The 24,922-nt window shown below is 32.1% G+C and carries 23 protein-coding genes and 1 tRNA gene; 15 read left to right on the plus strand and 9 right to left on the minus strand.

Features of this window, described 5'->3' with window-relative positions:
• Positions 1-11: 11 nt before the first annotated feature.
• Positions 12-1,145, minus strand: a complete 1,134-nt coding sequence (locus tag NG655_RS08020; RefSeq protein WP_252158803.1) for a DegT/DnrJ/EryC1/StrS family aminotransferase — start codon at positions 1,143-1,145, stop codon at positions 12-14.
• A gap of 44 nt (positions 1,146-1,189) precedes the next feature.
• Between NG655_RS08020 and NG655_RS08025 the strand changes: the two genes are divergently transcribed.
• Positions 1,190-2,470, plus strand: coding sequence for a 3-deoxy-D-manno-octulosonic acid transferase (locus NG655_RS08025; protein ID WP_252158804.1), 1,281 nt, complete (start codon positions 1,190-1,192; stop codon positions 2,468-2,470).
• A gap of 48 nt (positions 2,471-2,518) precedes the next feature.
• Positions 2,519-3,568, plus strand: a complete 1,050-nt coding sequence (locus NG655_RS08030) for an alkaline phosphatase (protein ID WP_252158805.1) — start codon at positions 2,519-2,521, stop codon at positions 3,566-3,568.
• 1 nt (position 3,569) lies between these two features.
• On the opposite strand, the gene NG655_RS08035 is transcribed toward NG655_RS08030, so the two are convergent.
• The gene (locus NG655_RS08035) at positions 3,570-4,589 is read right to left on the minus strand and encodes a CotH family protein (protein WP_252158806.1); all 1,020 of its coding nucleotides are present in this window, start codon (positions 4,587-4,589) and stop codon (positions 3,570-3,572) included.
• A gap of 54 nt (positions 4,590-4,643) precedes the next feature.
• Between NG655_RS08035 and NG655_RS08040 the strand changes: the two genes are divergently transcribed.
• The 6 genes from NG655_RS08040 to NG655_RS08065 all read left to right on the plus strand — a co-directional run bounded on the left by NG655_RS08040 (position 4,644) and on the right by NG655_RS08065 (position 13,556).
• The gene (locus tag NG655_RS08040) at positions 4,644-5,381 is read left to right on the plus strand and encodes a hypothetical protein (protein WP_252158807.1); all 738 of its coding nucleotides are present in this window, start codon (positions 4,644-4,646) and stop codon (positions 5,379-5,381) included.
• Between the two features lie 76 nt (positions 5,382-5,457).
• Complete coding sequence (locus tag NG655_RS08045; RefSeq protein ID WP_252158808.1) at positions 5,458-7,131, plus strand: alpha-amylase family glycosyl hydrolase; 1,674 nt, start codon at positions 5,458-5,460, stop codon at positions 7,129-7,131.
• A gap of 1 nt (position 7,132) precedes the next feature.
• Complete coding sequence (locus tag NG655_RS08050; protein WP_252158809.1) at positions 7,133-7,864, plus strand: hypothetical protein; 732 nt, start codon at positions 7,133-7,135, stop codon at positions 7,862-7,864.
• Positions 7,865-10,621 carry a TonB-dependent receptor gene (locus NG655_RS08055; RefSeq protein ID WP_252158810.1) on the plus strand — a complete coding sequence of 919 codons (2,757 nt, stop codon included), beginning with the start codon at positions 7,865-7,867 and terminating at the stop codon, positions 10,619-10,621.
• A 3-nt stretch (positions 10,622-10,624) separates the two neighbouring features.
• Complete coding sequence (locus NG655_RS08060; protein WP_252158811.1) at positions 10,625-11,845, plus strand: DUF4249 domain-containing protein; 1,221 nt, start codon at positions 10,625-10,627, stop codon at positions 11,843-11,845.
• 10 nt (positions 11,846-11,855) lie between these two features.
• A complete protein-coding gene (locus NG655_RS08065; RefSeq protein ID WP_252158812.1) occupies positions 11,856-13,556 on the plus strand; it encodes a hypothetical protein in 1,701 nt (566 codons plus the stop codon).
• Between the two features lie 2 nt (positions 13,557-13,558).
• Here the strand turns inward: NG655_RS08065 and NG655_RS08070 are convergent, their stop codons facing one another.
• Both NG655_RS08070 and NG655_RS08075 read right to left on the minus strand, forming a co-directional pair.
• Positions 13,559-14,722, minus strand: a complete 1,164-nt coding sequence (locus tag NG655_RS08070; protein WP_252158813.1) for a hypothetical protein — start codon at positions 14,720-14,722, stop codon at positions 13,559-13,561.
• A 100-nt stretch (positions 14,723-14,822) separates the two neighbouring features.
• Positions 14,823-14,904, minus strand: a tRNA-Leu gene (locus tag NG655_RS08075).
• A gap of 108 nt (positions 14,905-15,012) precedes the next feature.
• Between NG655_RS08075 and NG655_RS08080 the strand changes: the two genes are divergently transcribed.
• Positions 15,013-16,404, plus strand: coding sequence for a dipeptidase (locus NG655_RS08080; protein ID WP_252158814.1), 1,392 nt, complete (start codon positions 15,013-15,015; stop codon positions 16,402-16,404).
• Here NG655_RS08080 and hemW read toward each other — a convergent pair.
• From hemW to NG655_RS08095, 3 genes are read right to left on the minus strand one after another with little or no spacing between them, the layout of a single operon-like run.
• Positions 16,401-17,534, minus strand: a complete 1,134-nt coding sequence (gene hemW, locus NG655_RS08085; protein WP_252158815.1) for a radical SAM family heme chaperone HemW — start codon at positions 17,532-17,534, stop codon at positions 16,401-16,403. The two genes, NG655_RS08080 and hemW, sit on opposite strands and share 4 nt — an antisense overlap.
• A gap of 15 nt (positions 17,535-17,549) precedes the next feature.
• Positions 17,550-18,104, minus strand: a complete 555-nt coding sequence (gene ruvC, locus NG655_RS08090) for a crossover junction endodeoxyribonuclease RuvC (protein ID WP_252159106.1) — start codon at positions 18,102-18,104, stop codon at positions 17,550-17,552.
• Complete coding sequence (locus tag NG655_RS08095; RefSeq protein WP_252158816.1) at positions 18,101-18,589, minus strand: hypothetical protein; 489 nt, start codon at positions 18,587-18,589, stop codon at positions 18,101-18,103. Before NG655_RS08095 ends, ruvC begins: the two co-directional genes overlap by 4 nt.
• Positions 18,590-18,686: 97 nt before the next feature.
• On the opposite strand from NG655_RS08095, the gene NG655_RS08100 reads away from it, so the two are divergent.
• A complete protein-coding gene (locus NG655_RS08100) occupies positions 18,687-19,175 on the plus strand; it encodes a DUF456 domain-containing protein (protein ID WP_252158817.1) in 489 nt (162 codons plus the stop codon).
• Positions 19,176-19,328: 153 nt separating this feature from the next.
• On the opposite strand, the gene NG655_RS08105 is transcribed toward NG655_RS08100, so the two are convergent.
• Positions 19,329-19,583, minus strand: coding sequence for a hypothetical protein (locus NG655_RS08105; protein WP_252158818.1), 255 nt, complete (start codon positions 19,581-19,583; stop codon positions 19,329-19,331).
• 223 nt (positions 19,584-19,806) lie between these two features.
• Between NG655_RS08105 and NG655_RS08110 the strand changes: the two genes are divergently transcribed.
• The 4 genes from NG655_RS08110 to lipA are packed head-to-tail and all read left to right on the plus strand — an operon-like array spanning position 19,807 to position 22,715.
• Positions 19,807-20,013, plus strand: a complete 207-nt coding sequence (locus tag NG655_RS08110; RefSeq protein WP_252159107.1) for a membrane or secreted protein — start codon at positions 19,807-19,809, stop codon at positions 20,011-20,013.
• 27 nt (positions 20,014-20,040) lie between these two features.
• Positions 20,041-20,613 carry an RNA polymerase sigma factor gene (locus tag NG655_RS08115; protein WP_252158819.1) on the plus strand — a complete coding sequence of 191 codons (573 nt, stop codon included), beginning with the start codon at positions 20,041-20,043 and terminating at the stop codon, positions 20,611-20,613.
• Positions 20,594-21,808 (plus strand): NRAMP family divalent metal transporter, encoded by a 1,215-nt coding sequence (locus tag NG655_RS08120; RefSeq protein ID WP_252158820.1) that lies wholly within the window; start codon positions 20,594-20,596, stop codon positions 21,806-21,808. Before NG655_RS08115 ends, NG655_RS08120 begins: the two co-directional genes overlap by 20 nt.
• A 37-nt stretch (positions 21,809-21,845) precedes the next feature.
• A complete protein-coding gene (gene lipA / locus NG655_RS08125; RefSeq protein WP_252158821.1) occupies positions 21,846-22,715 on the plus strand; it encodes a lipoyl synthase in 870 nt (289 codons plus the stop codon).
• Position 22,716: 1 nt separating this feature from the next.
• Here the strand turns inward: lipA and lpxK are convergent, their stop codons facing one another.
• A complete protein-coding gene (gene lpxK / locus NG655_RS08130) occupies positions 22,717-23,844 on the minus strand; it encodes a tetraacyldisaccharide 4'-kinase (RefSeq protein WP_252158822.1) in 1,128 nt (375 codons plus the stop codon).
• Between lpxK and NG655_RS08135 the strand changes: the two genes are divergently transcribed.
• On the plus strand, positions 23,828-24,922 hold the full coding sequence (locus NG655_RS08135) for a Nif3-like dinuclear metal center hexameric protein (protein ID WP_252158823.1): 1,095 nt from the start codon (positions 23,828-23,830) through the stop codon (positions 24,920-24,922). The genes lpxK and NG655_RS08135 overlap by 17 nt on opposite strands.

Consider the following 24,922-nt stretch of genomic DNA (forward strand, 5'->3'; position numbering starts at 1 on the left):
TCAATATAATTTTACCTTTTCAAAAACTCTTTAATCTTAGAAACAATAAACTCTATTTGATCTGTAGTTAATTCGGAATGCATTGGAAGGGCAATAACCTCTTTCACCAATTGATTAGTAACTTTAAAATCATCTTCATTATAACCCTCATGGGTATATGCTTTTTGCAAATGAAGTGGCACAGGATAATATATACCACACGGAATATCGTTTTCATTTAAAAACTTAACCAACCCGTCTCTATCATTATTGATTATCCTAAGAGTATACTGATGAAAAACGTGAGAATTACAATCATACAACCTGAAAGGAGTAATTACATTAGGATGATCTTTTAGCAATTGAGTATACTGAATAGCAGCTTGCTTTCTTCTTTCGTTATAATAATCTAAATACTGAAGTTTAATCTTTAGAACTGCAGCTTGCATTGAGTCTAATCTTGAATTCACCCCAACTACATCGTGGTAATATCGAGTGTACATACCGTGGTTAACAATCCCTCTAATCAAGTGAGCCAATTCATCGTCATTCGTAAATATTGCTCCTCCATCTCCATAAGCTCCTAAATTCTTAGATGGAAAAAAAGAAGTAGCTGCAACATGACCAATGGTTCCTGTTTTAGATTTTGAACCATCTTTATGAGTGTAGGTTGCACCAATTCCTTGAGCATTATCTTCAATTACAAAAAGCTTGTGTTTATTTGCGATCTCCATAATCTCATCCATTGGAGCACATTGTCCAAAAAGATGAACTGGAATGATTGCTTTAGTTTTGGAAGTAATTGCTTTTTCGATTTCAACGGGATCAATATTAAAGGTTTTTGGATCCACATCAACCAATACCGGGGTTAAATTAAGAAGTCCAATTACCTCAACTGTTGCTGCAAAAGTAAAATCTGCAGTAATTATTTCATCTCCTGGTTTTAATCCAAGACCCATCAATGCAATTTGCAAAGCATCTGTACCGTTTGCGCAAGGGATAACATTTTTAACCCCAAGATACTTTTCTAGATCGGACTGAAAAGCATGAACTGCTGGACCGTTTATAAAAGAAGTGTTTTCTAAAACATCTTGCAGGGCAGCATTTACCTCGGGCTTAATAAACTCATATTGACCCTTCAGGTCTACCATTTGGATTTTTTTCATCTTGAAAATTTAAAACGTAAATTTAAAAAAAGGATTCTTCTTTCATGGGATTACCAGATAAACTATTTTTGAATATTCAATACGAAGCTATGTTATACACGTTTGTAATAGGAATTGTGCTGTTTTTACTTCGTTTAGTAGCATTATTTTCCAATAAAATAGATCATTTTCTTAGCGTACGAAAGAATATCATCCCAACCATTCAAGAAAAAATAAGCCCCTCAGATCATGTTTTATGGTTTCATTGTGCTTCCTTAGGGGAATTTGAACAAGCTCGTCCTTTAATTGTTGCTTCAAAAAAAGAATATCCAAATTACAAGATTGCTCTTACTTTTTTTTCGCCCTCTGGATTTGAAATCCAAAAAAACTATCCACTAGCAGATGTTGTTACCTACTTACCTTTAGACAAAACAAGTTACCTACGGGAATTTCTTGAAGTTCTAAATCCTGATGCTCTTTTTTTAATCAAATATGAATTTTGGCCAGGCTTAATCAAAGAAGTTAAAAATAAAAATATCCTCATTTTTTCAATAGCAAGCATCTTCAGATCAGAACAATTATTTTTTAAACCTTTCGGTCTATTTATGAGAAATATATTGAGAAAAATAGATTTCTTTTTTGTCCAAAATCAAGATTCTCAAGATCTTTTAAATTCTATTAACATCAATAATTCAATTATAATTGGTGACACTCGTAATGATCGAGTTCTGAATATTTTAAATAAAGATAATTCAAATGATGGAATTGAACGGTTTGTAAATAATAAAGACTGTTTTGTTGTTGGAAGTAGCTGGCCAGAGGACATAGAAATATTAAATAAAGTAATTGATTCATCAACAAACATTAAGACCATTATCGCTCCACACAATGTAGATGAAAAATCATTAATTGAAATTGAGAGATCTTTTAAAAAACCAACCATTAGACTTAGCAGATTAGATGAACTCAAAGAAATAGGAGAAGAGATTCTTTTAATTGATTGTATTGGAATTTTAACCCAGATATATAGTTATGCAGATATTGCATATGTGGGAGGAGGAATGGGCAATAAAGGGCTTCATAATATCTTAGAACCAGCTGTATTTGGCATCCCTGTTTTTGTTGGTAAAAACTATAAGCGTTATCAAGAAGCACTTGATTTAAAATCAAAAGGAGGTCTAATAAGTGTTCGTTCTGCTGAAGATTTTAAAGAAAAGTTTACTGAAATTTCAAATGATAAATTCATCCAAAAAAAGATGGGAACCCTAAATTCAGAATACATTAAAAATCAAGCTGGTGCTACCTTAAAGATTATAACTAAATTAAAACAAGTATTAAAACATTGAAAATACATAGTTTAATTGTTATTTTGTAACCTATTTCAATTTTTCATAATGAATAAAACTTCACTATTAGCGAGTCTTTTTTTTAGTTTCTCATGCGCCTTAGCTCAAGAAAAAACACCAACTAACATCATCTTAATGATCGGTGATGGAATGGGGTTAACTCAAATATCAGCCGGAATGTATTATAATGGTAATAAAACTTCCTTAGAAAAATTCCCTGTTATCGGTTTATCAAAAACACATTCCTCTAATGCTCTAGTTACAGATTCTGCTGCTTCAGGAACTGCAATGGCTTCAGGAGTTAAAACTCTTAATGGTGTTATTGGAATTGGATCAAAAAACCAATATCCAAAATCTATATTAGATTTATGTAATGAAAAAGGATATCAAACCGGATTAATTTCAACCTCCAGTATTGTTCATGCAACTCCTGCCTCTTTCTATGCTCATGTAGACTCAAGAAGAAAATATCAAGAAATTGCGTTTCAACTAAGCACAGGTGTTGTTGATTATTTTATTGGTGGAGGAGAAAATCATTTTAACAGAAGAAAAGACAAAAGAAATTTAATCAAAGAAATGACAGAATATGATATTGTTTCCTCTCTCTCAAAATTTGATAAATCAGAATCTAAAAAAATTGGTTTTTTCACTAACAGAGATGAACCCAATAGAATTTTAGACGGCAGGCTTCCTCTTGACAAAGCAGTTAAAAGTATATTAAGTAAATTTGACCGAGACCAAAAACCATTCTTTTTAATGGTGGAGGGATCTCAAATCGATTGGGGCGGTCATGCAAACGAATTAGAGTATGTAGTCTCTGAATTCAATGACTTTGATGTTGCTATTCAAACTGTTTTAGATTACACTGTCGAGCATCCAAACACCTTGGTAATTGTTACCGCAGATCATGAAACCGGAGGTTTAAGTCTTCCTAAGGGTGACATTAAAACCATGGAGCCCGAAGCTATTTTTTCTAGCTTAGGTCATACAGCAACAATGGTCCCTGTTTTTAGCAAAGGACCATCGGCTTCATTGTTTTCTGGTATATATGATAACACTGAAATCTTTACAAAGATGTTAAGTGTTTTAAATAAATAAGTTACTTAGTTCGCATTTCGTCTAAGACTTGTAACTTAAATTGTTTGTCATCTTCGATTATTTCAAAAAACGAAGTAATATAGTCAACAACTTCTTGATGAGATTTTGGATTATCAAAATCGTTTTTAAAACTATTAATAACAGCAAAGAAAGCAGCTTTATTTGCTACAAACTCATCTCTCATATCAAACATTAAAGACTCGTCTCTTTTGAACCCCCTGTACTGTCTATCTCTTATGTTTTTTAAACCTAAACTTTCATTTGTAACGGCATAACTAGGATCTACAATACCAGACATATCGAAATCATAAGGAAGCGGTATGAATTTGTTCTGTGGAACAGTAACAAGTAATTTTCCATTATGAGAATAAGCAGTTGAAAAATCAGTATTACCAATCATAAATTGAAACAAATTGTTTTTAACAGATGCCTCAGGTAGCATATTCATTGGATGCATAAAACGCTCCCAAACTTTAGCCTCTGAGCGTTTCGCTACATTTTTATCATCCTCTATAAAAAAACCATTTAAGGTGAATTTTTTTGTGCTTTTTTTCTTAATCTCCTCGAAATCAACAGAAACTCTTCTGGTCTTAAAGTGATACGGCGATATGATTTCAAACAGCTTATAAGCTATTAATTCTCTTAAAATATTATCATTTTTATTGTCCTCAAGCTTACATGGTAAAACTAGTTTAAGTTTTTTGTTTCCCTTAAAAAGGGTGCCTTTAGCATCCGATTTTTTGATCTTCATTTTCACAGGTGGGAAATAACATGTAGCTCTTCTAAAATTTCCACGAGCACGAACACCCACATTTATTTCATTCCAAACACCATTTTCTTTGAATTTCATTGTGGTATCAAAAAATACAGTGTCATTGTCACTCTTTTTTAATTCACGATTAGAAAAACTAATCTGAATCGGAACAATTTCTTCAGTTCTAAATAATTTGGTAGGTTCTTCTTGAGCAAAAACAAAGGTTGAAGCACATAAAAAAATTAATAATGTCTTGATGGTTTGCATAGCATATATATAGTTAATAGATTTATCAAATATAATGTTTTAGAAATAAAAATCATGAATAGGTATTTTTCCATAATTAACAAACGTACCCTTTATACTTTAATCATTTCATTAGCCGTTCCTTATTTAGCTTATGAATTAGAAATTGTTTACAATATAGACCTCACTCTAATTAGTATCGCAATAATATTTCCCTTGGTTTTTGCAATTCGTGGTGCTTTCAGACGAAGAGAGAAAGCTTTAGAACACTTGAGTAGGTTTCGTGGATCTTTAAATGTAATTAAATCTTGTTTTGCAACAAACGCTAAATTATCTGATGAAAAGAAAAAGGAAATCGAGTTAATTATTAATGAAATAAGCGATAATCTTCTTGATTATCTTCAAAACAATTCAAGAAAAATTCAGGAAATTGATGATTCTGTCAACAAAATAGAGCGTTTCATCTTAGCCAATGAGGATGTTATTTCAGGTGGATTTAAATTGAAAATTTTTGGTTTCATGAGATCTGTAAATGAAGGTATTGAAAACCTTGAAGCAATTCACACACACAGAACTCCAATTAGTCTGAAAGCCTATTGTAAAATTTTTATTTATATTTTTCCATTAATTTATACTCCCACAATAATTAACAAGATTGGATTTGAAGAACCAGAGTGGATTACTTATTTTGTTGTAATTGTAAGTGAATTTATCCTAATATCACTTTATAACATCCAAGATCAGATGGAATATCCTTTTGATAACGACGGTCTTGATGATATTAAACTAGATAACTTTAAATTAAATAGATAATAATTGTTAAGATTTATTGCAAACACGTTAAGTCCAAAAAGTATTTAATATATTCCTTCATGATTTAATGAAGTTTATGACTAGAATTTATAATGGGATTTCAACTGGTTTAATTTGGCTTCTATCTTTTAGCTCTATTTTAATTAGTTGTAGTAAAGACGCCAAAATCAATACTGATAATAGTATTGAATCTCTAGTTGATATTGAAAATATTGAATCTAACGAATGGTGGAATGATGCTGTTTTTTACGAAATATTTGTCAGAAGTTTTTATGATTCTAATGGAGACGGAATTGGAGACCTAAGAGGAATTATTGAAAAATTAGATTATCTAAATGACGGAAATCCCGATACAGATTCTGATCTCGGTGTAACAGCTTTATGGTTAATGCCCATTTTCCCTTCTCCTAGTTATCATGGTTATGACGTAACGGATTTTAGGTCCATAAACGAAGATTATGGATCAATTAATGATTTTAAAGCATTAATTAACGCGGCTCATTCACGTGGAATTAAAATTATAATAGATTTTGTAGGTAACCATACTTCAGACCAACATCCATGGTTTACAGCTTCTGCGGACAATCAAAGTAAAAGAGATTGGTATTTGTGGAATTCCACAAAACCAAATTATAATGGCCCTTGGGGACAGGAGGTTTGGCACGAAAGAAATAGCTCCTACTACTATGGGATATTTTGGTCTGGAATGCCTGATTTAAATTACAAAAATCAAGAAGTAACAAATGAAATTAAAAATACAATTCGTTTTTGGAAAGAAGATATCGGAGTAGATGGATTTAGAATTGATGCTGTTAAACATTGGATTGAAAATGGTGATCGACAAGAAAACACAAGTGAAACACTAGCTTGGTGGAGGGATTTATATGTCTTCCAAAAGAGCTTAGACCCTGGATTGATGACCGTGGGTGAAGCTTGGACCTCAACTCAAAATATAGCTCCATATAGTGACCATAGACTAGATTATTGTTTTGAATTTGATTTATCATATGCTATTATAGACGGTATTAACAATCAGAATAGTTCGAACTTAAAATCAAAAATGAATGAAATAATTACAACTTATGAAGCCAACCAATATGGAACATTCTTAACCAACCACGACCAAGACAGAAGTTTTTATAGATTTGGAATGGATGAAAGAAAAGCTAAACTTGCAGCTCGAATTTTACTTTCTCTTCCGGGGGTACCCTACATTTATTACGGTGAAGAAATTGGAATGTTAGGGCAAAAACCTGATGAAAACATAAGAAGACCAATGCAGTGGGATTCGAGCACAAACTCTGGATTTTCATCAGCTCAACCATGGCATGGTATAAATTCTAACTACCAAGAATACAATGCAATTGACCAACAACAAGATCGGGAATCAATTTGGTCACAATATCAAATTTGGATTAAATATCGTTCCCAAAATTCTGCTCTAAGAACCGGTTCTTATTCTTTTGTAGAAAGCAATAACAATAGACTATTTTCTTATGTTAGAGCGGATTCTGACAATAATAATTTATTTATTGTAATTCATAATTTAAGTTCACAATCTAGCAATGAGCTTAACCTTAGAGCTACTAGTAGTAGCCTACCAGAAGGGAGTTATAACTTGGTAAATCTGTTAAACAATGATGTATTAGGAAGTATAACCATTACAAGTAATGGGGCTTTTAATACTTCGCTTTCAGAAGTTTCACTTGAAGGATTTAATTCTTATCTTTTAAAGTTAGAAAGACCTTAAAATGAAAACAACCAAAGCTGTTTATATCCTACTTACTGTATTTGCTTTTTCTAAAGTATACGCACAGAATCCACCTATTTATGATTTAATTTATCAGGAATATGAGGACAGTATGGATGTTTTCAATAGTGCTCTTTATGATGGAGAAGTACATCAGTCAAAATTTAATGTAATTAATGAATATCACCCTTATTTTCTGCAAAATTCATTCAAAAAAATTGACTTAAACTATAAAGGAAATGTGTACTTAAATATCCCAGTTAAATATGATGTATTCTTAGACCGTTTATTAATTAAACACTCAGAATCGAATGGCTCACCCATCTTGGTCTTGTATCCTGACTATATTCCTAGATTTAGCATAAATAATCACGATTTTAAATATATAGATAACGGATTAATAGCATCAGGTTATTACGAGGAAATTTGTAATAATGATGTTTTTAAGGTCATAAAGAAATTTATCAAGAAAAAATACGAAAGAACTGATAGTGCCGTAATTTATCATGAGTTTAAAAACAAATCTGAATATTTCATTCAAATTAAAGGTTCTAAATTCATAAAACTAAAATCTGAAAAAACACTAATTAATGAATTTAAAAACTTTAAAAGTTCGTTGGTTAGCCTTAAAGAAGAGCTAAAAAATCTTAAAAAAGAAAAACCAGATCAATATATCGAAAAACTAGTGAAACAATTGGAAGATTGGACGCTTAACAAAAGAGAATTGAAGTAAATGAAAAAAGTTATTCTTTTAATTTTAGTATTTTCTTCTTACATCATATTGGGTCAGGAAAAAGAAAACTATTCTTTTATATTCTCAAATATTTACCTGAAAGATGCAATTTTAAAAATAGAAGAAGAAACTAATTTTAAATTTTACTTTGCTAATCAATGGGTTAATGATGAAATAAAAATTTCGCAAAGTTTTGAAAATAAACCGATAAATTTAATTTTAGACTCTATATTAAAAGAGACCGACTTAAATTACTTCCTTAAGAAGGATAATCAAATAATTCTCACAGAAAACACGGTTATTTACAATGAATTATCCTCTGGTTTCTTTAATGAAAATGAGAAGAAAAATAGATCAAAAAAACAAAATTCTGCTCCTTTTTTAAGCATAAGAAAAGCACAACAAAAAGAAATAGAAATTGTAAGAGTTACCATTGGAAAAACAATAATTGGAGAAGAAAAAGATTCCTACATTCTAAAAGGAATCATTCGTAATTCTAGAACTGGAGCACCACTAGAAAACATCAATATTTTAGTTAAAAACAAAAACTTAGGTGCTGTTACAAATCAAGAAGGCTTCTATACATTAGAACTTCCTGCAGGAATTAATCTAATCGAAACACAAGCATTAGGAATTGAATCTATTAAAAGAGAGCTGGTTCTTTATAATAATGGAATATTGAATCTAAACCTAGAAGAAGTAACGGAGGATTTAGATGAAGTCATCTTAAGTGTATCTGCTCTAAAAAATGTTCAAAATGCTAGTACGGGAACTAATTTTTTAGAATCAGAAAACACAAAAAATATTCCATTAGTAATGGGTGAACGTGATATTTTAAAAGTAGCCACTACCCTTCCAGGAATAAGTAGCGCAGGAGAAGGCGCATCAGGATTTAATGTTCGCGGAGGTAAAAGTGATCAGAATTTAATCCTGTTAGACAATACAGTTCTTTATAACCCCGCTCACTTTTTTGGCATTTTCCCTGCTTTAAATCCATTTGCTATTGAAGACATATCCATATATAAAGGAGCGATCCCAGCACGATATGGAGGTAGGTTATCTGCTGTCTTTGATATTAAAAGTAAAATTCCTTCTAAAGATAAAATTAAAGGGGAAGCCTCATTGGGACCAGTTACTGCAAATGCAGTCCTTGAAATTCCGATTAAAAAAAACAAATCAGGAGTCTTGATAGGTGGAAGAGGCGCTTACTCTGATTGGGTATTGAAATCTTTAAATGATGAAAAATTAAACTCAAGTACTGCGAATTTTTATGACTTAATTGTTGGTTATCATCATGACATTTCTAAGAAAAACAAACTGTCGGCTGTAGCTTATCTTAGCAAGGACGAATTCAGTATAACATCGGACTCACTATATGGGTATAACAACCGATTAATTAACCTAAAATGGGAGCATCAATTCAATAACGAAAACTCAGTTAGACTAAAACTGTCTAACAGTAATTATAAATTCGGCATTGATTATGACGGAAGTACAACAAGCAATTTTAGACAACAATACAAAATTGACGAGAAACATTTAAAATTAGCTTTTACTTCTGTAATTAATTCTAAAAACACTTTTAATTATGGAATTTCCAGTAAATACTATACCGTAGCTCCTGGTGAAAAAAAGCCCCTAAAATCAAGTGATTTAACTCTACCGTTTAAATTAAATAATGAATATGCTTTAGAAAGCGGAGTGTTTTTTTCAGATTCCTATAAGTTTAACGAAAAGTTATTGATAGATGCTGGAATTCGATTTTCTTTTTTTAATTCCCTTGGCCCAAAAACAGAGTTCGATTACGCTGAAGATCAACCGAAAAGTGTTTACAGCGTTGTAGGTACAAATGATTTTGGAAGGAACGAGGTAACTCAAACCTATGGTGGACCAGAATTTCGTTTTTCTGGACGTTATTTAATTACAGACACTTTCTCGGTCAAGTTAGGGTACCATTCCTTATATCAATATTTACACACACTAACAAATGTTACCACAGCATCTCCAATAGATACTTGGAAGTTATCCGATAGAAATATTAAACCGCAACAATCAAGTCAATTCTCTCTTGGAGTATACAAAAACTTTAATGACAACATGTATGAATTGAGTATTGAAGGATTCCATAAAAACCAAGAAAATTTACTTGACTTTAAAACAGGAGCTAGCCTTTTATTAAACGAACAAATTGAAACAGAAGTACTCCAAGGAAAAGGAATGTCTTACGGGGCAGAATTATTAATTCGTAAAAACAAAGGGAAACTATCCGGTTGGCTAGGATATACTTACTCCAGATCTTTTCAAAAATTTGAAAGTCAATTTAGGGAAGAACAAATAAATGGTGGAGAATTTTTTCCTTCTAATTTTGATAAGCCACACGATTTTAGTTTAGTAATGAATTACAAATTCACACAACGTCTAAGCTTATCGAGCAATGTTATTTATCAAACGGGTAGACCTGTAACTTTCCCAGTAGGAAATTATAGCTTTAACCAATCTGAATTTGTTCTGTACAGTGATAGAAATCAATTCAGAATTCCTGATTATTTTAGAATCGATCTCGGTTTTAATATTGAAGGAAGTCATAAGCTAAAAAAACTTGCCCATAGTTTTTGGAGTATTTCAGTTTATAATATTTTGGGAAGAAACAACCCATACTCAGTCTTTTTTGTTTCTCAAAATGGAGAAGTAAAAGGATTACAAAGCACAATATTTGGTGTAGCTGTACCTTCAATTAGTTATAATTTAAAATTCTAAGAAATGATAAAAACAATCAAATTTCTTTGGATAAAAATAACAAAGTCGATAAGCCTGGGGACTTACATCTTGTTATTAATTGGCTGTGTAACTCCTTTTAACGGAGTTCCATCTGATTTTGAAGAAGTTTTAGTAGTTGAGTCTATTATTACACAAGAATATAAAAAACATGAAGTGTTTTTATCTCGTTCCTATCCCTTTGGAGGATCTTTTACTCCAGAGAAAAATGCTGTCGTTCAAGTGAATGATGATCGAGGAAACACCTATACATTTGAAGAAAAAAGTAATGGGAAATACTTAGCTTCTGATGAATTTTCTGCTTCTCAAAACACAAACTATACTTTAAATATTACAACAGCAGATGGGGAAAACTATGAATCTAAACCTCAGAGTCTGATTACATCGGCCAACCTAGATCGGTTATATGCAGAAAAAACATATGATGACTTTGGCAGAGAAGGTATCGGTATATATATTGACAGTTATGATCCTTCCTCAAAATCTAAACTTTATCGTTTTGATTTTGAAGAAACATATAAAATAGTTGCTCCCTTATGGTCTCCCTATGATGCAGTTGTTGTCAATGAAGGAAGAAGTACTTTTGATTTAAGTGTTATTTTAAGAGAAAGAGAGGAACAAGTTTGTTTCGGATATGGAACTTCAAGTTCAATAATTTTGAATAACACCTTGGGATTATCAGAAGATCGTTTAGAGAAATTTCAAGTCCATTTCATAAGAAAAGATGATCCTAAACTTCAACATCGTTATAGTATTTTAGTAAGACAATATGTTCAGTCAAAAGAAACCTATTCATTTTTTGAAACCCTCCAAGGTCTTTCGCAAGGATCAGAGAATATTTTCTCTGAAGATCAGCCGGGATTCATTGAAGGTAATATATTGAACACCAATAATTCTTCTGAGAACATAGCCGGATACTTTCAAGTTTCTTCAACAGATGAAGAACGAATATTTTTAAACTTTAATGACTTTTTTGAGGGAAGTGAGTTACCTCCTTACTTTAACAATTGTAATTTAACAGCACCAATAACTGATGGAACAAGAGGGAATAGACCTTTATTAAATTTAATATACCAAGATGAAGTACGGTTTTATCAATACAACTTTGGAGTAATGGAGGGGGGACCATTCATAATGGTTTCACCTGAGTGTGGAGATTGTACAACTTTTGGGTCTAACAAAAAACCTTCGTTCTGGGTTGAATAACATAAATCACATGAAGCTACTTTGGTCCATAATTATAATTCTCTTTAGCCTAAACATAAAAGCTCAAACTAATTCTGAAATTGAATCAAATACAGAGGAGCAAATCCATCTTCACATAAATAACACTGTGTTTCTACCGGGTGAATACTTGTACTATAAACTAAATTTAATAAATCCAAAAAACAGAAAGTATAGCAAAATAGCTTACGTACAACTTATAGATTCTGAGAAGAATATAGTAAGTACACAAAAATTAATCATTGAAGAAGGAAAAGCTAGTGGAGATATTTTTATAAAAGAAAACCTCCTATCGGGTAGCTATAAATTAATTGCATTTACAAACCTGATTAAATCTAAATTCCAAAATGAAGTCTACAAACAAAATTTAGTAATATTAAATCCTTATTCCGTAGATCAAAACAAAATTAATATTGATCCAAACGCGTCTAACAAATTATTAGATTCAATAAAAACCGATCCTGATAATCAATGGGCAGTAAGTACAAACAAATCAAAGTATACTAAAAGAGAACTTATTATTTTGACTGTAAAAACAAGAAACAATTCAGTCGATTCTATTGCCAACGTATCTATATCCATCCGTAAAAAAAATAAAATACCCGCTCCTGAAAGAAAAACAATAAAAGAATTGAAGAACCAAACAAAAACGAGTTTGGTGAACCTCAACTCAAAAAATAGCATAGCTGAATTAAAAGGAGAAGTTTTTTCCGGAAAAATAAACCTAAAACCAACAAAAAAACCAGTAAAAAATAAACTGATATCTGTTTCCATTGCAGGGAATCCATTTCAATTTAAACAAGTGAAGACAAATAATCTAGGAGAATTCAAATTTACAATACCTTACAGATATGAAGCATCTGAGATAATAATTCAACCTCTAGAATACTTTAATCAAGAAATAACAATCAATTTAGATCCAAAAGAAAATATTGATTTATCCACCCTGGTTTTTGAAGACTATACTTTATCAAAAAATCATCTTAAGCCGCTAGTTGAAAGAAGTCTTAGGAATCAAATAGAAAACGCATATTTTAAATTCAAAAAAGATTCAATAAATATCCTTTCTCAATATTCATACTTTAATGAGTCTGAAAAAGAATTTTATGAATTAGATGACTATAAAAGATTTAAGACATTCAAAGAAACCTGTTTTGAATTTATCAAGTCCATAGTGATTCGGAAAAATAAAAATAAAAAACATTCCATTTTTGTTAAAACTAAAACTGGAAAAATTTTAGACTTGGCTTCATCGCCTTTAATACTATTGAATGGAACGTATGTAGAAGATCTTGAAAAACTAATACAGTATGATACTCGTAAAGTCAAGAGAATTTCGATTTACAAAGAACCCTATGTGTTTGGAAAACAAAGATATCAAGGCGTTATACTGATCTCGACTTTTGATCCTACTGAAAAAATTCTTTCAGACCGAAGTCAAAGTAGAAGCTTCAGCATCATCAAACCAGAAGCAAACAAAAAATATTATAAACAAATTCACAACGATCAGACAAAACGCTTACCTGACGAAAGGCACCAGCTTTTTTGGTCTCCAAACATTAAATTAAACAGCTCAAAGAAAGATATTCAATTTTACAGTTCTGACGTTTTAGGGACCTATTGGGTAGAAATTGAAGGGTTTTCTAAATTGGGTAAACCAATAAGTTTAACAACCTCTTTTGAGGTAAATTAATTTTAAAAATCTGCCCACTCTGGAATATCTCCTTTCGAACCCGAACCAGAAGCATCTAATTGCTGAATATAATTTGGAAATACCTCCGATTGATTTGATAATTGATTATAGTTTTCAACTTGAACGGATTGAAAATTTAATAAAGAAGAACTTAAATTACCAAAAGGTTTTTCTCCAGATAAAGATACTCCTATAAAAACATCTGATAAATATAGGTTTTGAATAAGACCAATTGGGTTTCCCTCTTTAAAATGAATACCAAACGAATTATTGGTTCCAACAATTGAAATATTAGATAAGTTGAATTGGTTATTCCGATCATTTGATGAAGCAAAATATTGATTTTCAACCTGAATTCCAGAAATTTGATTGTAATAAGAATGCCAAAAAGAACCAGTCCCCTGCCATCCATCTGCAATCTCCATTCCTACAGATCCACTTTTATTGGAAAAAAGATAACTACTATTCACTGTACCCCCGAACCATTTAAAAGAAGTACCTGCAGCTTCAAAAACGGTTATATTATTTAAAGAGGTATAATTACCTACCCCGAAAAATGATAATGCATTGAAGCGTATTTCATCTGCATACACAGCACCAGCATATTCAATTCTGGTATACCTTAGGCTACCTGATCCATCACTAGGGTCATTTCCTCCATAGAAAAAATCACCCAATTCTGAACGCGATTGAATTCCATTTGAAACAGGTGCCTTTCCACAAAAAATTAAACCACCCCAATCTCCTGGAGCTGGGTTTTTAGAATTTGAAGTTATAATTACAGGATTATCCTTTGTTCCCCAGGTAAATAATTTACCTCCTTGGGCAACAGCAATATAGGCTCCTACATTTTCTTTCACTTTAATTTTAATTCCTGCTGGAACTTCAAGAATTGCTCCATCACGAATCAAAAAGGGACCTGTAACCAAATATTCAAATCTAATATCTAGTTTTAGTCTAGCAAAAAGCTCACCTTCCAAGACTTTAATACCTGGACAAAGTGCACAGGTACCTCCACAATCTACTCCATTTTCATCACCGTTCTGTATTCCATCCGAACAACTTACTACAGAAATCGGTCTAATTTCTTGATCATTAGATTTATTACACGAAGATGTGAAGATTAAAAGAAGTAATAGATATGAAAAACTAGATTTAAATATCATTGTTTATGCTTAAACTTATTTTGTTTCCTAAAATTATACTATTTATGGAACAAAAAAGTTATTAATGCAAAAAAAAAGCCTTCTCAAAAGAAGGCTTTTGTGCGGGTGAAGGGACTCGAACCCCCAAGCCGTGAAGCACTAGATCCTAAGTCTAGCGTGTCTACCAATTTCACCACACCCGCAGTAAAATTTACTGTGGCAAATATAATCAAGTTTTCATAAAAAAAGTTTTTTAGTGAGAAAAAAACATAATCTTTGTGATAAATATTTTAACCTAAAGATTTAACTGTATGATAACTATTTCGGATGCTGATAAACAGCGTTTTATCGATGAACTTATTGATCTTTTAAAAATACCAACTATAAGTGCGGACTCTAAATATAATGATGAAGTTCAAAAAGGAGCCTCTTGGGTTAAAAAAGCGTTGACAGATGCTGGATGCAAACATACTGAAATAGTTCCTACAAAAGGTCATCCAATAGTATATGGAGAGCGCTTAATTGACCCTAATTTACCTACTGTTTTGGTATATGGCCATTATGATGTTCAACCACCTGATCCGGTTGAACTTTGGGATAGCCCACCATTCCAACCCGTAATTAAAAAAAGTGAACTACACCCAGAAGGGGCAATTTATGCGCGAGGGTCCTGCGATGATAAAGGACAAATGTATATGCACATTAAGGCACTGGAAGTAATGGTAAATAAAAACAGACTTCCTTGTAATGTAAAATTCATGATTGAAGGAGAAGAAGAGGTTGGCAGTGATAATTTAGAAATCTTCATAAAGGAAAATAAGGACAAACTTAAGAATGATATTATTCTTATTTCCGATACTGGAATGATAAGTAATAAACAACCCTCAATTACTACAGGACTTCGAGGTCTTAGTTATATGGAAGTTATTGTAACCGGTCCAAATAGAGACTTACATTCAGGATTATATGGTGGTGCAGTCGCTAATCCTATTAATATACTTACCAAAATGATTGCTCAGCTTCATGACGAAAACAACCACATTACCATACCCGGTTTTTATGATCATGTACAAGAAGTAAGTACCTCTGAGCGAAAAGAAATGGCAAAAGCTCCCTTTAATATTGAAGATTATAAAAATGAACTTGAAATTGATGCTGTTTATGGAGAAACTGGTTACACCACCCTTGAACGAAATTCTATTCGTCCTACGTTAGACGTGAACGGCATATGGGGTGGATATACAGGAGAAGGAGCAAAAACTGTTATAGCAAGTAAAGCTCATGCTAAGATTTCAATGCGTCTAGTCCCTGGTCAAGACTGGGAAATAATTAGTGAATTATTCAGTAAACACTTCAAATCAATTGCACCAAATGGAGTTAAAGTAGAAATAATAAAGCATCATGGAGGTCAAGCCTATGTAACACCTACAAACAATATTGGATATAAGGCTGCGCATAAAGCATATTCAGACACCTTTGGAGTTGAACCAATTCCTCAAAAAGGCGGAGGAAGTATTCCAATTGTCCCTCTTTTTGAAGAGGTTTTAGGAACAAAAAGTGTGCTTATGGGCTTTGGTTTAGATAGCGATGCTATACACTCACCCAACGAACATTTTGGGCTTTTTAATTTCTTTAAAGGCATAGAAACAATACCCCTTTTTTATAAGTACTATGTTGATTTATTTAACACCAATAAATCTTAGCCATTTAAAATAAATAAATCAGAAGCAACTCCGTCTACTAAAAACATGGAATCTCTGGAGATTTTTAACACATCTCCATCCCAGTAAAGTATTTTAGAAGCTATTTGTGGTTCTACCTCTTTTTCCAGAAGTTCTCTAAAATGAGAACCAAATTTGTTTTCAATATAGTCCAGTGAAACTCCATCTTCTTTTCTAAGTCCTGTCATTAAATATTCATTATACTGATCTGCTTTGGTTAACTTTTCTCTTTCTATTGCAGGCTCTTTTAATGCAATTCCTTTAATATATTTTGTGTTATTAGAAACATTCCAACTCCGAATTAATCCATCAAAACTGTGAGCAGATGGGCCAATTCCTAAATAAGAATCACCACTCCAATATCCAGAATTATTAACAGACCGGAACCCTGGGATTCCAAAACTTGATAGTTCATAATGCTCAAAACCTTCAGCTACTAACTTTTGATTTAGATAGTTAAACTGACTGAGAACAATTTCCTCATCTAATGATTCAACTATACTGGTTTCGATTTGATGCTTTAATACTGTTTTGGGCTCAACTGTTAAAACATAACTTGATATATGCTTAGGATTATATTTTAATGCAAAATCAATATTTTGTTTCCAAGACTCTAAAGTGCTGTACGGTAAACCATAAATTAAATCCAAAGAGAAATTTTCAAAAATTGTTTTAATCTCTTCTAAAACATCAAATGCCTCTTGAGCATTATGAGCACGATTCATTAATTTTAATTCTTCTTCGTGAAACGATTGAATCCCTACGCTTAATCGATTCACCCCAACTTTCTTTAGTTGTTGTAAGTAATTTGGTCGATAATCGTCTGGATTCATTTCTAGGGTAATTTCAGCAGACTCAGAAACCACATAAGAATCTCGAACAGAATTAATTAGAATTTCAATCTCATTTACGGATAATAATGAAGGGGTTCCTCCTCCAAAATAAATACTGTTTATGACGCCGTCAGATTTTAGTTCAAGCTTTCTTATTTTTAATTCAGATAACATTGCATCCAGTATAGATGCTTTATTTTTAATTGAAGTAGAAAAATGAAAATTACAATAGTGACATGCTTTCTTACAAAAAGGAATATGGAAATATACAGCTGCCATAAAATAAAAAGGGATTTAACTTTTAATTTTACCAGGATTTTGACTTACAAAAGCACCCCATCCTGTATATTTTTTATCACTCTGTCCAGATCCGGAATTGAAAAAATGACAAACCGCAGCTGCTAACCCATCTGTAGAATCTAAATTTTTGGGAAGTGTTTTAAAACCCAAAAGACTTTGAAGCATTTTTGCAACTTGCTCTTTGCTTGCATTACCATTTCCGGTAATTGACATTTTAATTTTTTTAGGAGAGTATTCAGTTACCGGTATATCTCTAGACAAGCCAGCTGCCATAGCAACACCTTGAGCCCTGCCTAACTTTAACATAGACTGAACATTTTTACCAAAAAAAGGTGCCTCTAGAGCAATTTCATCAGGATTATAACTGTCAATTAATTCGATTGTGCGATTGAAAATATGCTTTAACTTTAAGTAATGATTGTCATATTTAGACAGAATTAATTCATTAAGTTGAATGAACTCCATTTCTCCTTTTACTATTTTAATTAGTCCAAAACCCATTATTGTAGTACCTGGATCAATACCTAAAATTATTTTTTCATGCATTATTCTCCAGGGGAACTAATTATTCTAATCGGTAGTTTAAGTTGAGTTTTAACTTTAACTCCTACATTGGTTTTAACCGCAGGAAGAGCTGTTGGTAAATTTAGAATTATATCTTCTAGTTCTGAATAAAGAGACTCTACTTTAGAAATAACATCATTTTTATCTTGAATATCGGTTAAAGAAAAATTACCCTCCGCATCAATCTCAATACTTATAATAATTTCTTCATCTATTATTTCAATTGAATTAAATGAATATTGATTTAGCGCAAATGAAATATTTTCACCTACCAAATTTTTAAAACAATCTAAATTTTCTTCTCCTTCTAAACCATCACAGTCTTCAAAAGAAGGTGCAGCATCTTTTTCACTCCAATTTGACTGCTCTTTTACTTGGGCGGGTGTTATTGTGGTAGTATTAAAGTATTCACAACCTTGCACGACTAAAAATAAAAATGAAACAAGAATGGTTCTGATTATAATATGCATGAGATATAATTTTTTACAATTTAATCTAAAATTACTACTTTTTGAGCTACATTTCAACATCAACATCAAAACGTTTTAAAAACTAATTCAATACACAATGGAAGTTTTAATAATTATCGGCTCAGTTTTTCTAATTTTTCTAGGAATTCTAGGGAGTTTTCTGCCAATTTTACCTGGACCCTTAACCAGTTGGCTGGGTCTTTTATTAATACACCAACACCCTAACATTAAAGAAAACCCCACGTTCATATGGATTACTTTTGCTGTTGCTTTAATCGTTTTTTTATTAGACTATTTTATCCCTGCAATTGGAACCAAAAAATTTGGAGGCACAAAGAATGGAGCTTATGGAGCTTCTATTGGGCTTGTACTGGGGCTTATATCTCCAGTACCTTTTGGAGTGATTATAGGCCCGTTTTTAGGAGCTTACTTTGGTGAACTTTTGCTTGATAATAACCAGAAAAAAGCTTTAAAATCTGCTCTTGGATCTTTAATTGGCTTTCTAGGCGGAGTCTTTATTAAACTCTTTGTTAGTGTTGTTTATTTATATTACTTCTCCGCTATTGTATTTAACGAATTGATGTAAGGTTAAAATTATATTAAATGAAAAACTCCTCTTATAAACCTTCAATCAAACCACAACACTATATTTATTTATGAAATTGTAATGGGTTAGGACAATAAACTAAAGGCGGACCAATAGCTACTGTATTTTTACTAAAAAGGAGTTTATTTCATTCTAATATCGTTCTATTTTTCTTGTTATCTTTCCGATTATATTAACTTCTACTTTTATTGGATTGAATTTCAACCAACCTGTTTTTCGTTCTCCGAAATTATTAATACGGATATATTCTGGAGCATCTGTGACTGCAGATGCCTGTTTATGAGCTAATCGTTCTTCAATAAACTTACTAGAATCTTTAAAAAATGTGTTTGAAGTTTTTAGTTTAAAAATTACCCCATTAAACCAGGAAAAATTGTAAATATTCAATGTGTAAGAATTTATCATTTTAGATATAGTAAACTGTTAATTTCATTCAAAGATGAATGAATAAATAATACCTAATGTTACGACCTGTTACAGGTGGTAGATTTATAATTAAATCTGGTTTAATTAATTAATAAGTGGTAATTTCTGAATAAATCAAAAGGAGATATTATGATTTTTAAATTTAGGGACTGAAAAAAAAATAGTGTATTTTTGCAGTACTATGATAAAATTATTTCTAATAACTTTTGGACTAATTGCTTTAGCATTCGCTGGAATTGCGATTAAAATACTAGTAAAGAAAAATGGTGAATTTGCCGGAACATGTGCGAGTCAAAGCCCCTTTTTAAATAAAGAAAATGAACCTTGTGGTTTCTGTGGAAAACTCCCTGAAGAACAGGACTGTAAAAACCCAGAAATGGCTAAAAGCTAATTTTATTTTTTTGTAAATTAGCTTTAAATGAAATCGCAGCAAGTCTTAGAGGCAATAAACGAGGCAAAAAAAAATAATCAAAAAGCTTTTGGTTTTTTATTTGACAACTTCTGGGACTATCTATACAATTACTTATTAAAAAAAAACAATAATGAAGACCAGGCAGAAGACATTGCTGTTCAAACTTTTGCTAAAGCATTTGACAAGATCGAAACTTTCAACCCTAAATACACCTTCGAAACTTGGTTAATTACTATTTCAAATAATCTTCAAATTGATCAACACAGAAAGGAAAATCTAAAAAACAAAATTGACTCCGCTTCCTATGACGATAAAGTAATTACTCAAGTTCAAGATGGAAACCCTTCTCCTGAAGATCTCTTAATTATCACTCAAAACCTTTCCGATTTACTTCTAAAAATAAAAACATTAAAGACAGAATACAAAGCTATTATTCGTCTTCGATATTTTGAAGAGCTTTCCTACAAAGAGATAAGTGAGCGTTTAAGTCTTCCTTTAAATACAGTTAAAGTGACCCTACTTCGTGCAAAAAAAATACTAGCCCTAAAGATCACAAGTCATGAAGAACAGATTAAGTAAACTCGGGCCAGGGCTTTTATTTGCTGGCGCAGCAATTGGAGTTTCACATTTGGTTCAATCTACTCGAGCTGGAGCTGATTTTGGTTGGGGTTTACTTTGGGCTTTAATTCTAGTGAATTTATTCAAATATCCCTTCTTTCAATATGGTCCTCGATTCGCCAACGCAACCAACAAAAGTCTTTTAGATGGCTATTTAAACCTAGGCAAAGGATTTTTAAGAATTTACTTTTTATTGAACATTGGAACGATGTTTACCATTCAAACTGCAGTTACAATTGTAACTGCAGGACTAGCATCACAGATTTTTGGAATATCGGACAACTTGGTTTACTGGTCTGTAGCCATAACTTTACTTTGCACACTAATTCTTTGGCTTGGTAAATATGCGACCTTAGACAGAATAGTGAAATGGATCATTCTAACATTAACTATTAGTACAGTTATAGCGGTATGTTTAGCGTCTTTTAAAAACACCAATACTATTGATTTTGTACAAATTTTACCTTCAGAAGCAAATATACTTTTCTTGATTGCATTTATGGGATGGATGCCAGCACCTATGGATATTTCAATATGGCATTCCCTGTGGGCAATCGAAAAAAACAAAGAATTACATAAAAACTCAACGATGAAAGAAAGTCTATTTGACTTCAATGTTGGATACTGGGTCACCCTAATTCTAGGCATTTGTTTCATGGGACTAGGGGCATTTGTAATGTTTGGATCGGGAATTGAGTTTTCCGGTCAGGGAGGGACTTTTGCAGCACAATTGATTAATTTATACACTGCTACTTTAGGTGATGGATTTTATATAATCATTGCAATTGCAGCACTCACAACAATGTTTAGCACTACAATAACTACACTAGATGCTTCGCCAAGAGTAATGAGTAAAACAATCGAATTACTTTATCCGAATAGAAACAAAAAAGATTATAAAACTTGGCTTTTAATTCTAGCCGTAGGAACCATTTTTATTCTTATGTTTCTTTTATCTGAAATGGGAATTTTAATTCAAATAGCTACGGTACTTTCCTTTATAACAGCCCCGTTCTATGCATTCTTAAACTTCAAATTAGTATTAAGTGATCAAATGCCAGAAGAACACAAGCCCAATAAATCTCTCAAAATACTTAGTGTTTTGGGGATTATTTTTTTAACAAGTTTTGCTATAAGTTATCTGCTGATGCTCTAGTAAGAAGTTTGTATATTTGCACTGGAAAATAAGATTTATGTCGACTGAAACGAAAACAAAAGCTCCAACCGGAAAACCTAAATGGTTACGTGTTAAATTGCCTACTGGTAAAAAATACACCGAACTAAGAGGTTTGGTTGACAAATACAAGCTAAATACTATTTGTACCTCAGGAAGTTGTCCAAATATGGGTGAATGTTGGGGAGAAGGAACAGCTACCTTCATGATATTAGGTAACATTTGTACACGGTCTTGTGGATTTTGTGGTGTAAAAACAGGAAGACCTGAATCTGTGGACTGGGATGAACCTGAAAAAGTTGCCCGTTCTATTAAAATCATGAATATCAAACATGCAGTTATTACATCGGTTGATCGAGATGATCTTAAAGATGGTGGTTCTATTATATGGGGTGAAGCGATAAACGCTATTCGAAGAATGAACCCAAATACATCACTAGAAACTTTAATTCCAGATTTTCAAGGAAACAAAAGAAATTTAGATAGAATTATTGCCGTTCATCCTGAAGTAGTTTCACACAATGTTGAAACTGTTAGACGACTTACACGTGAAGTTAGAATTCAAGCTAAATATGACCAAAGCTTAGAAGTTCTTTTATACCTAAAACAACAAGGTGTTCGTAGAACAAAATCAGGAATTATGCTCGGCCTGGGGGAAACGGAAGAAGAGGTAATTGAAACCCTTCATGACCTAAGAAAAGCTGAAGTTGATGTAGTTACAATTGGGCAATATTTACAGCCTACAAAAAAACACCTAGGAGTAAAAGAATTTATAACTCCAGAACAATTTGCTCGTTACGAAGCTATTGGAAAGGATCTTGGATTTAGACATGTAGAAAGTGGAGCTTTAGTTCGCTCTTCCTACAAAGCTCACAAACACATTCATTAGACTAAACTTTTGTTTTTGTGCTGTTTTCAATCAAGATTCGATTTAGATGATCTTGGTCTTTTTCATCTAACTTCATTTCAATACTAATATAGAAAAGCAAATTAGAATCTATAATTGTGTTGAGTCTTGCAAAATCTTTCTCCGTAGTTAAAATCAAAGACCCATTGGAACGTTTTTTAATATGCTCAATATCTTTTTCAGTGAAAAGATGGTGATCTTTAAACTCCATATGTTCAAACTGACCGCCAATTGCTCTTAAATAATATAAAAGTGGTTTGGGATCTGCAATCCCTGTAACCAATAAAAAAGGTATATTTTCGATCTTGTCAATAGGAAAAGTACGCTCTTTATTTCTAATTAAATCAGAATATCCAATATGAGCAAAAAATAAATGTTGGGTCTTGGCTAATTGTAATTTAGATGCAATTCTATCTTTAGATTTTTGATCAATTTGAGTAGGACATTTAGTAACAATGATTACATCAGCTCTTTTTTTTCCAGAACTCAATTCCCTCAAGTTTCCGACAGGTAAATGAAAATCATCAACAAATAAATGATCGTGCGAGGTTAATAAAATCATTAAATCAGGTGAAACCCAACGATGTTGCATACAGTCATCCCAAACAAAAACTGTTTCTGAATCAGATGTTTTTAGTAAATTTTCCATTCCTCGGCGTCTACGCTCTGATACAGCTACACGAACATCGGGATGTTTTGAATATAACATCATTGGCTCGTCCCCAATACTTTTAAAAGTACTGTTTTGATCAGCCTCAAGGAATCCTTTTGATAAACGACCATAACCTCTACTCAAAACTGCAAGAGGTTTGTCTTCTTTTAGCAAGGATACGATATAATCGACGCATACAGACTTACCCGTCCCTCCAACCGATAAATTGCCAACTCCTATTGTGGGGTTGCTGTAAGTTTTAGAACTAAAAATTCCCAAATCAAAAAAAAGATTTCTTAAACTAGTCACAGAACTATAAACAATAGCTAAAGGAAAAAGAAAGTAACGTAAGAAGGTCATGCCAACGAATATATTATATTTGTAAAGATAACATTTCGTTTCTGAGAGAATCACTTCAGAATGAAAAAACTGACTTACATCAATGACAATTAAAGACATAATGAATACTTTGGAATCTTGGGCTCCAACAGTCTATGCTGAAGATTTTGATAATGTAGGGTTACTAGTAGGAGATGAAACTGTTGAATGCACTAAAACTCTAATAACATTAGACACAACTGAAGCGGTTGTTGATGAGGCAATTAAGAATAATTGTCAGCTAATAATTAGCTTCCATCCCATAATTTTTTCTGGGTTGAAAAAACTAACTGGAAAAACATATGTCGAAAGAGCCGTTTTAAAGGCAATTAAAAATAACATTGCAATTTATGCAATTCACACTGCTTTAGACAATCATAAAAACGGGGTCAGCTACCAAATGGGTGTTGAACTTGGTTTAGAAGATCAAAAAATTCTCATCCCTAAAAAAGACACCCTATTAAAATTAACCACTTATGTACCTGAGGACGCCACCAAAGAGGTTTTAAATGCATTACATAAAGCTGGTGGTGGAGCAATAGGAAATTACGAAGAATGTAGTTTTAGTTCCAAAGGAATTGGAAGATTTACAGGAAACGAAAACAGCAACCCATCTGTTGGTAAAAAAGGGATTCCAAAAGAAGAAACAGAAAATCAGCTAAATCTAATTTTTCAAAAACATAAAGAGCAAGATATTATTACAGCTCTAAAAAACAATCATCCGTACGAAGAGGTAGCCTATGAAATTAGTATAATTAGCAATAAAAACCAGGATATAGGAATGGGTAGCATTGGTTATCTACCAAAGGCAATGGAAGAAAAAGACTTTTTATCCTATGTAAAAAAGAACTTAAATTGCACCAACATTAGGCATTCTAACTTTAACGGAAGAAAAATCAAAAAAGTTGCATTACTTGGCGGTTCTGGAAGTTTTGCTATTGGCGCTGCAAAAGCACAAAATGCTGACGTATTAATAACTTCAGATCTTAAATACCACAACTTTTTTGAATCAGAAAACAAAATTTTATTAGCAGATATTGGGCATTATGAAAGCGAGCAATTCACAAATAAATTAATAGCTAGCTATCTTACAAAAAAAATGACTAATTTTGCATGCATTTTATCGCAAGAAAAAACCAATCCAGTTAATTATTTCTAG

Origin of the sequence: Candidatus Arcticimaribacter forsetii, assembly GCF_910589745.1 — a bacterium.
In the GTDB taxonomy this organism is placed as follows: Bacteria; Bacteroidota; Bacteroidia; order Flavobacteriales; family Flavobacteriaceae; genus Arcticimaribacter; species Arcticimaribacter forsetii.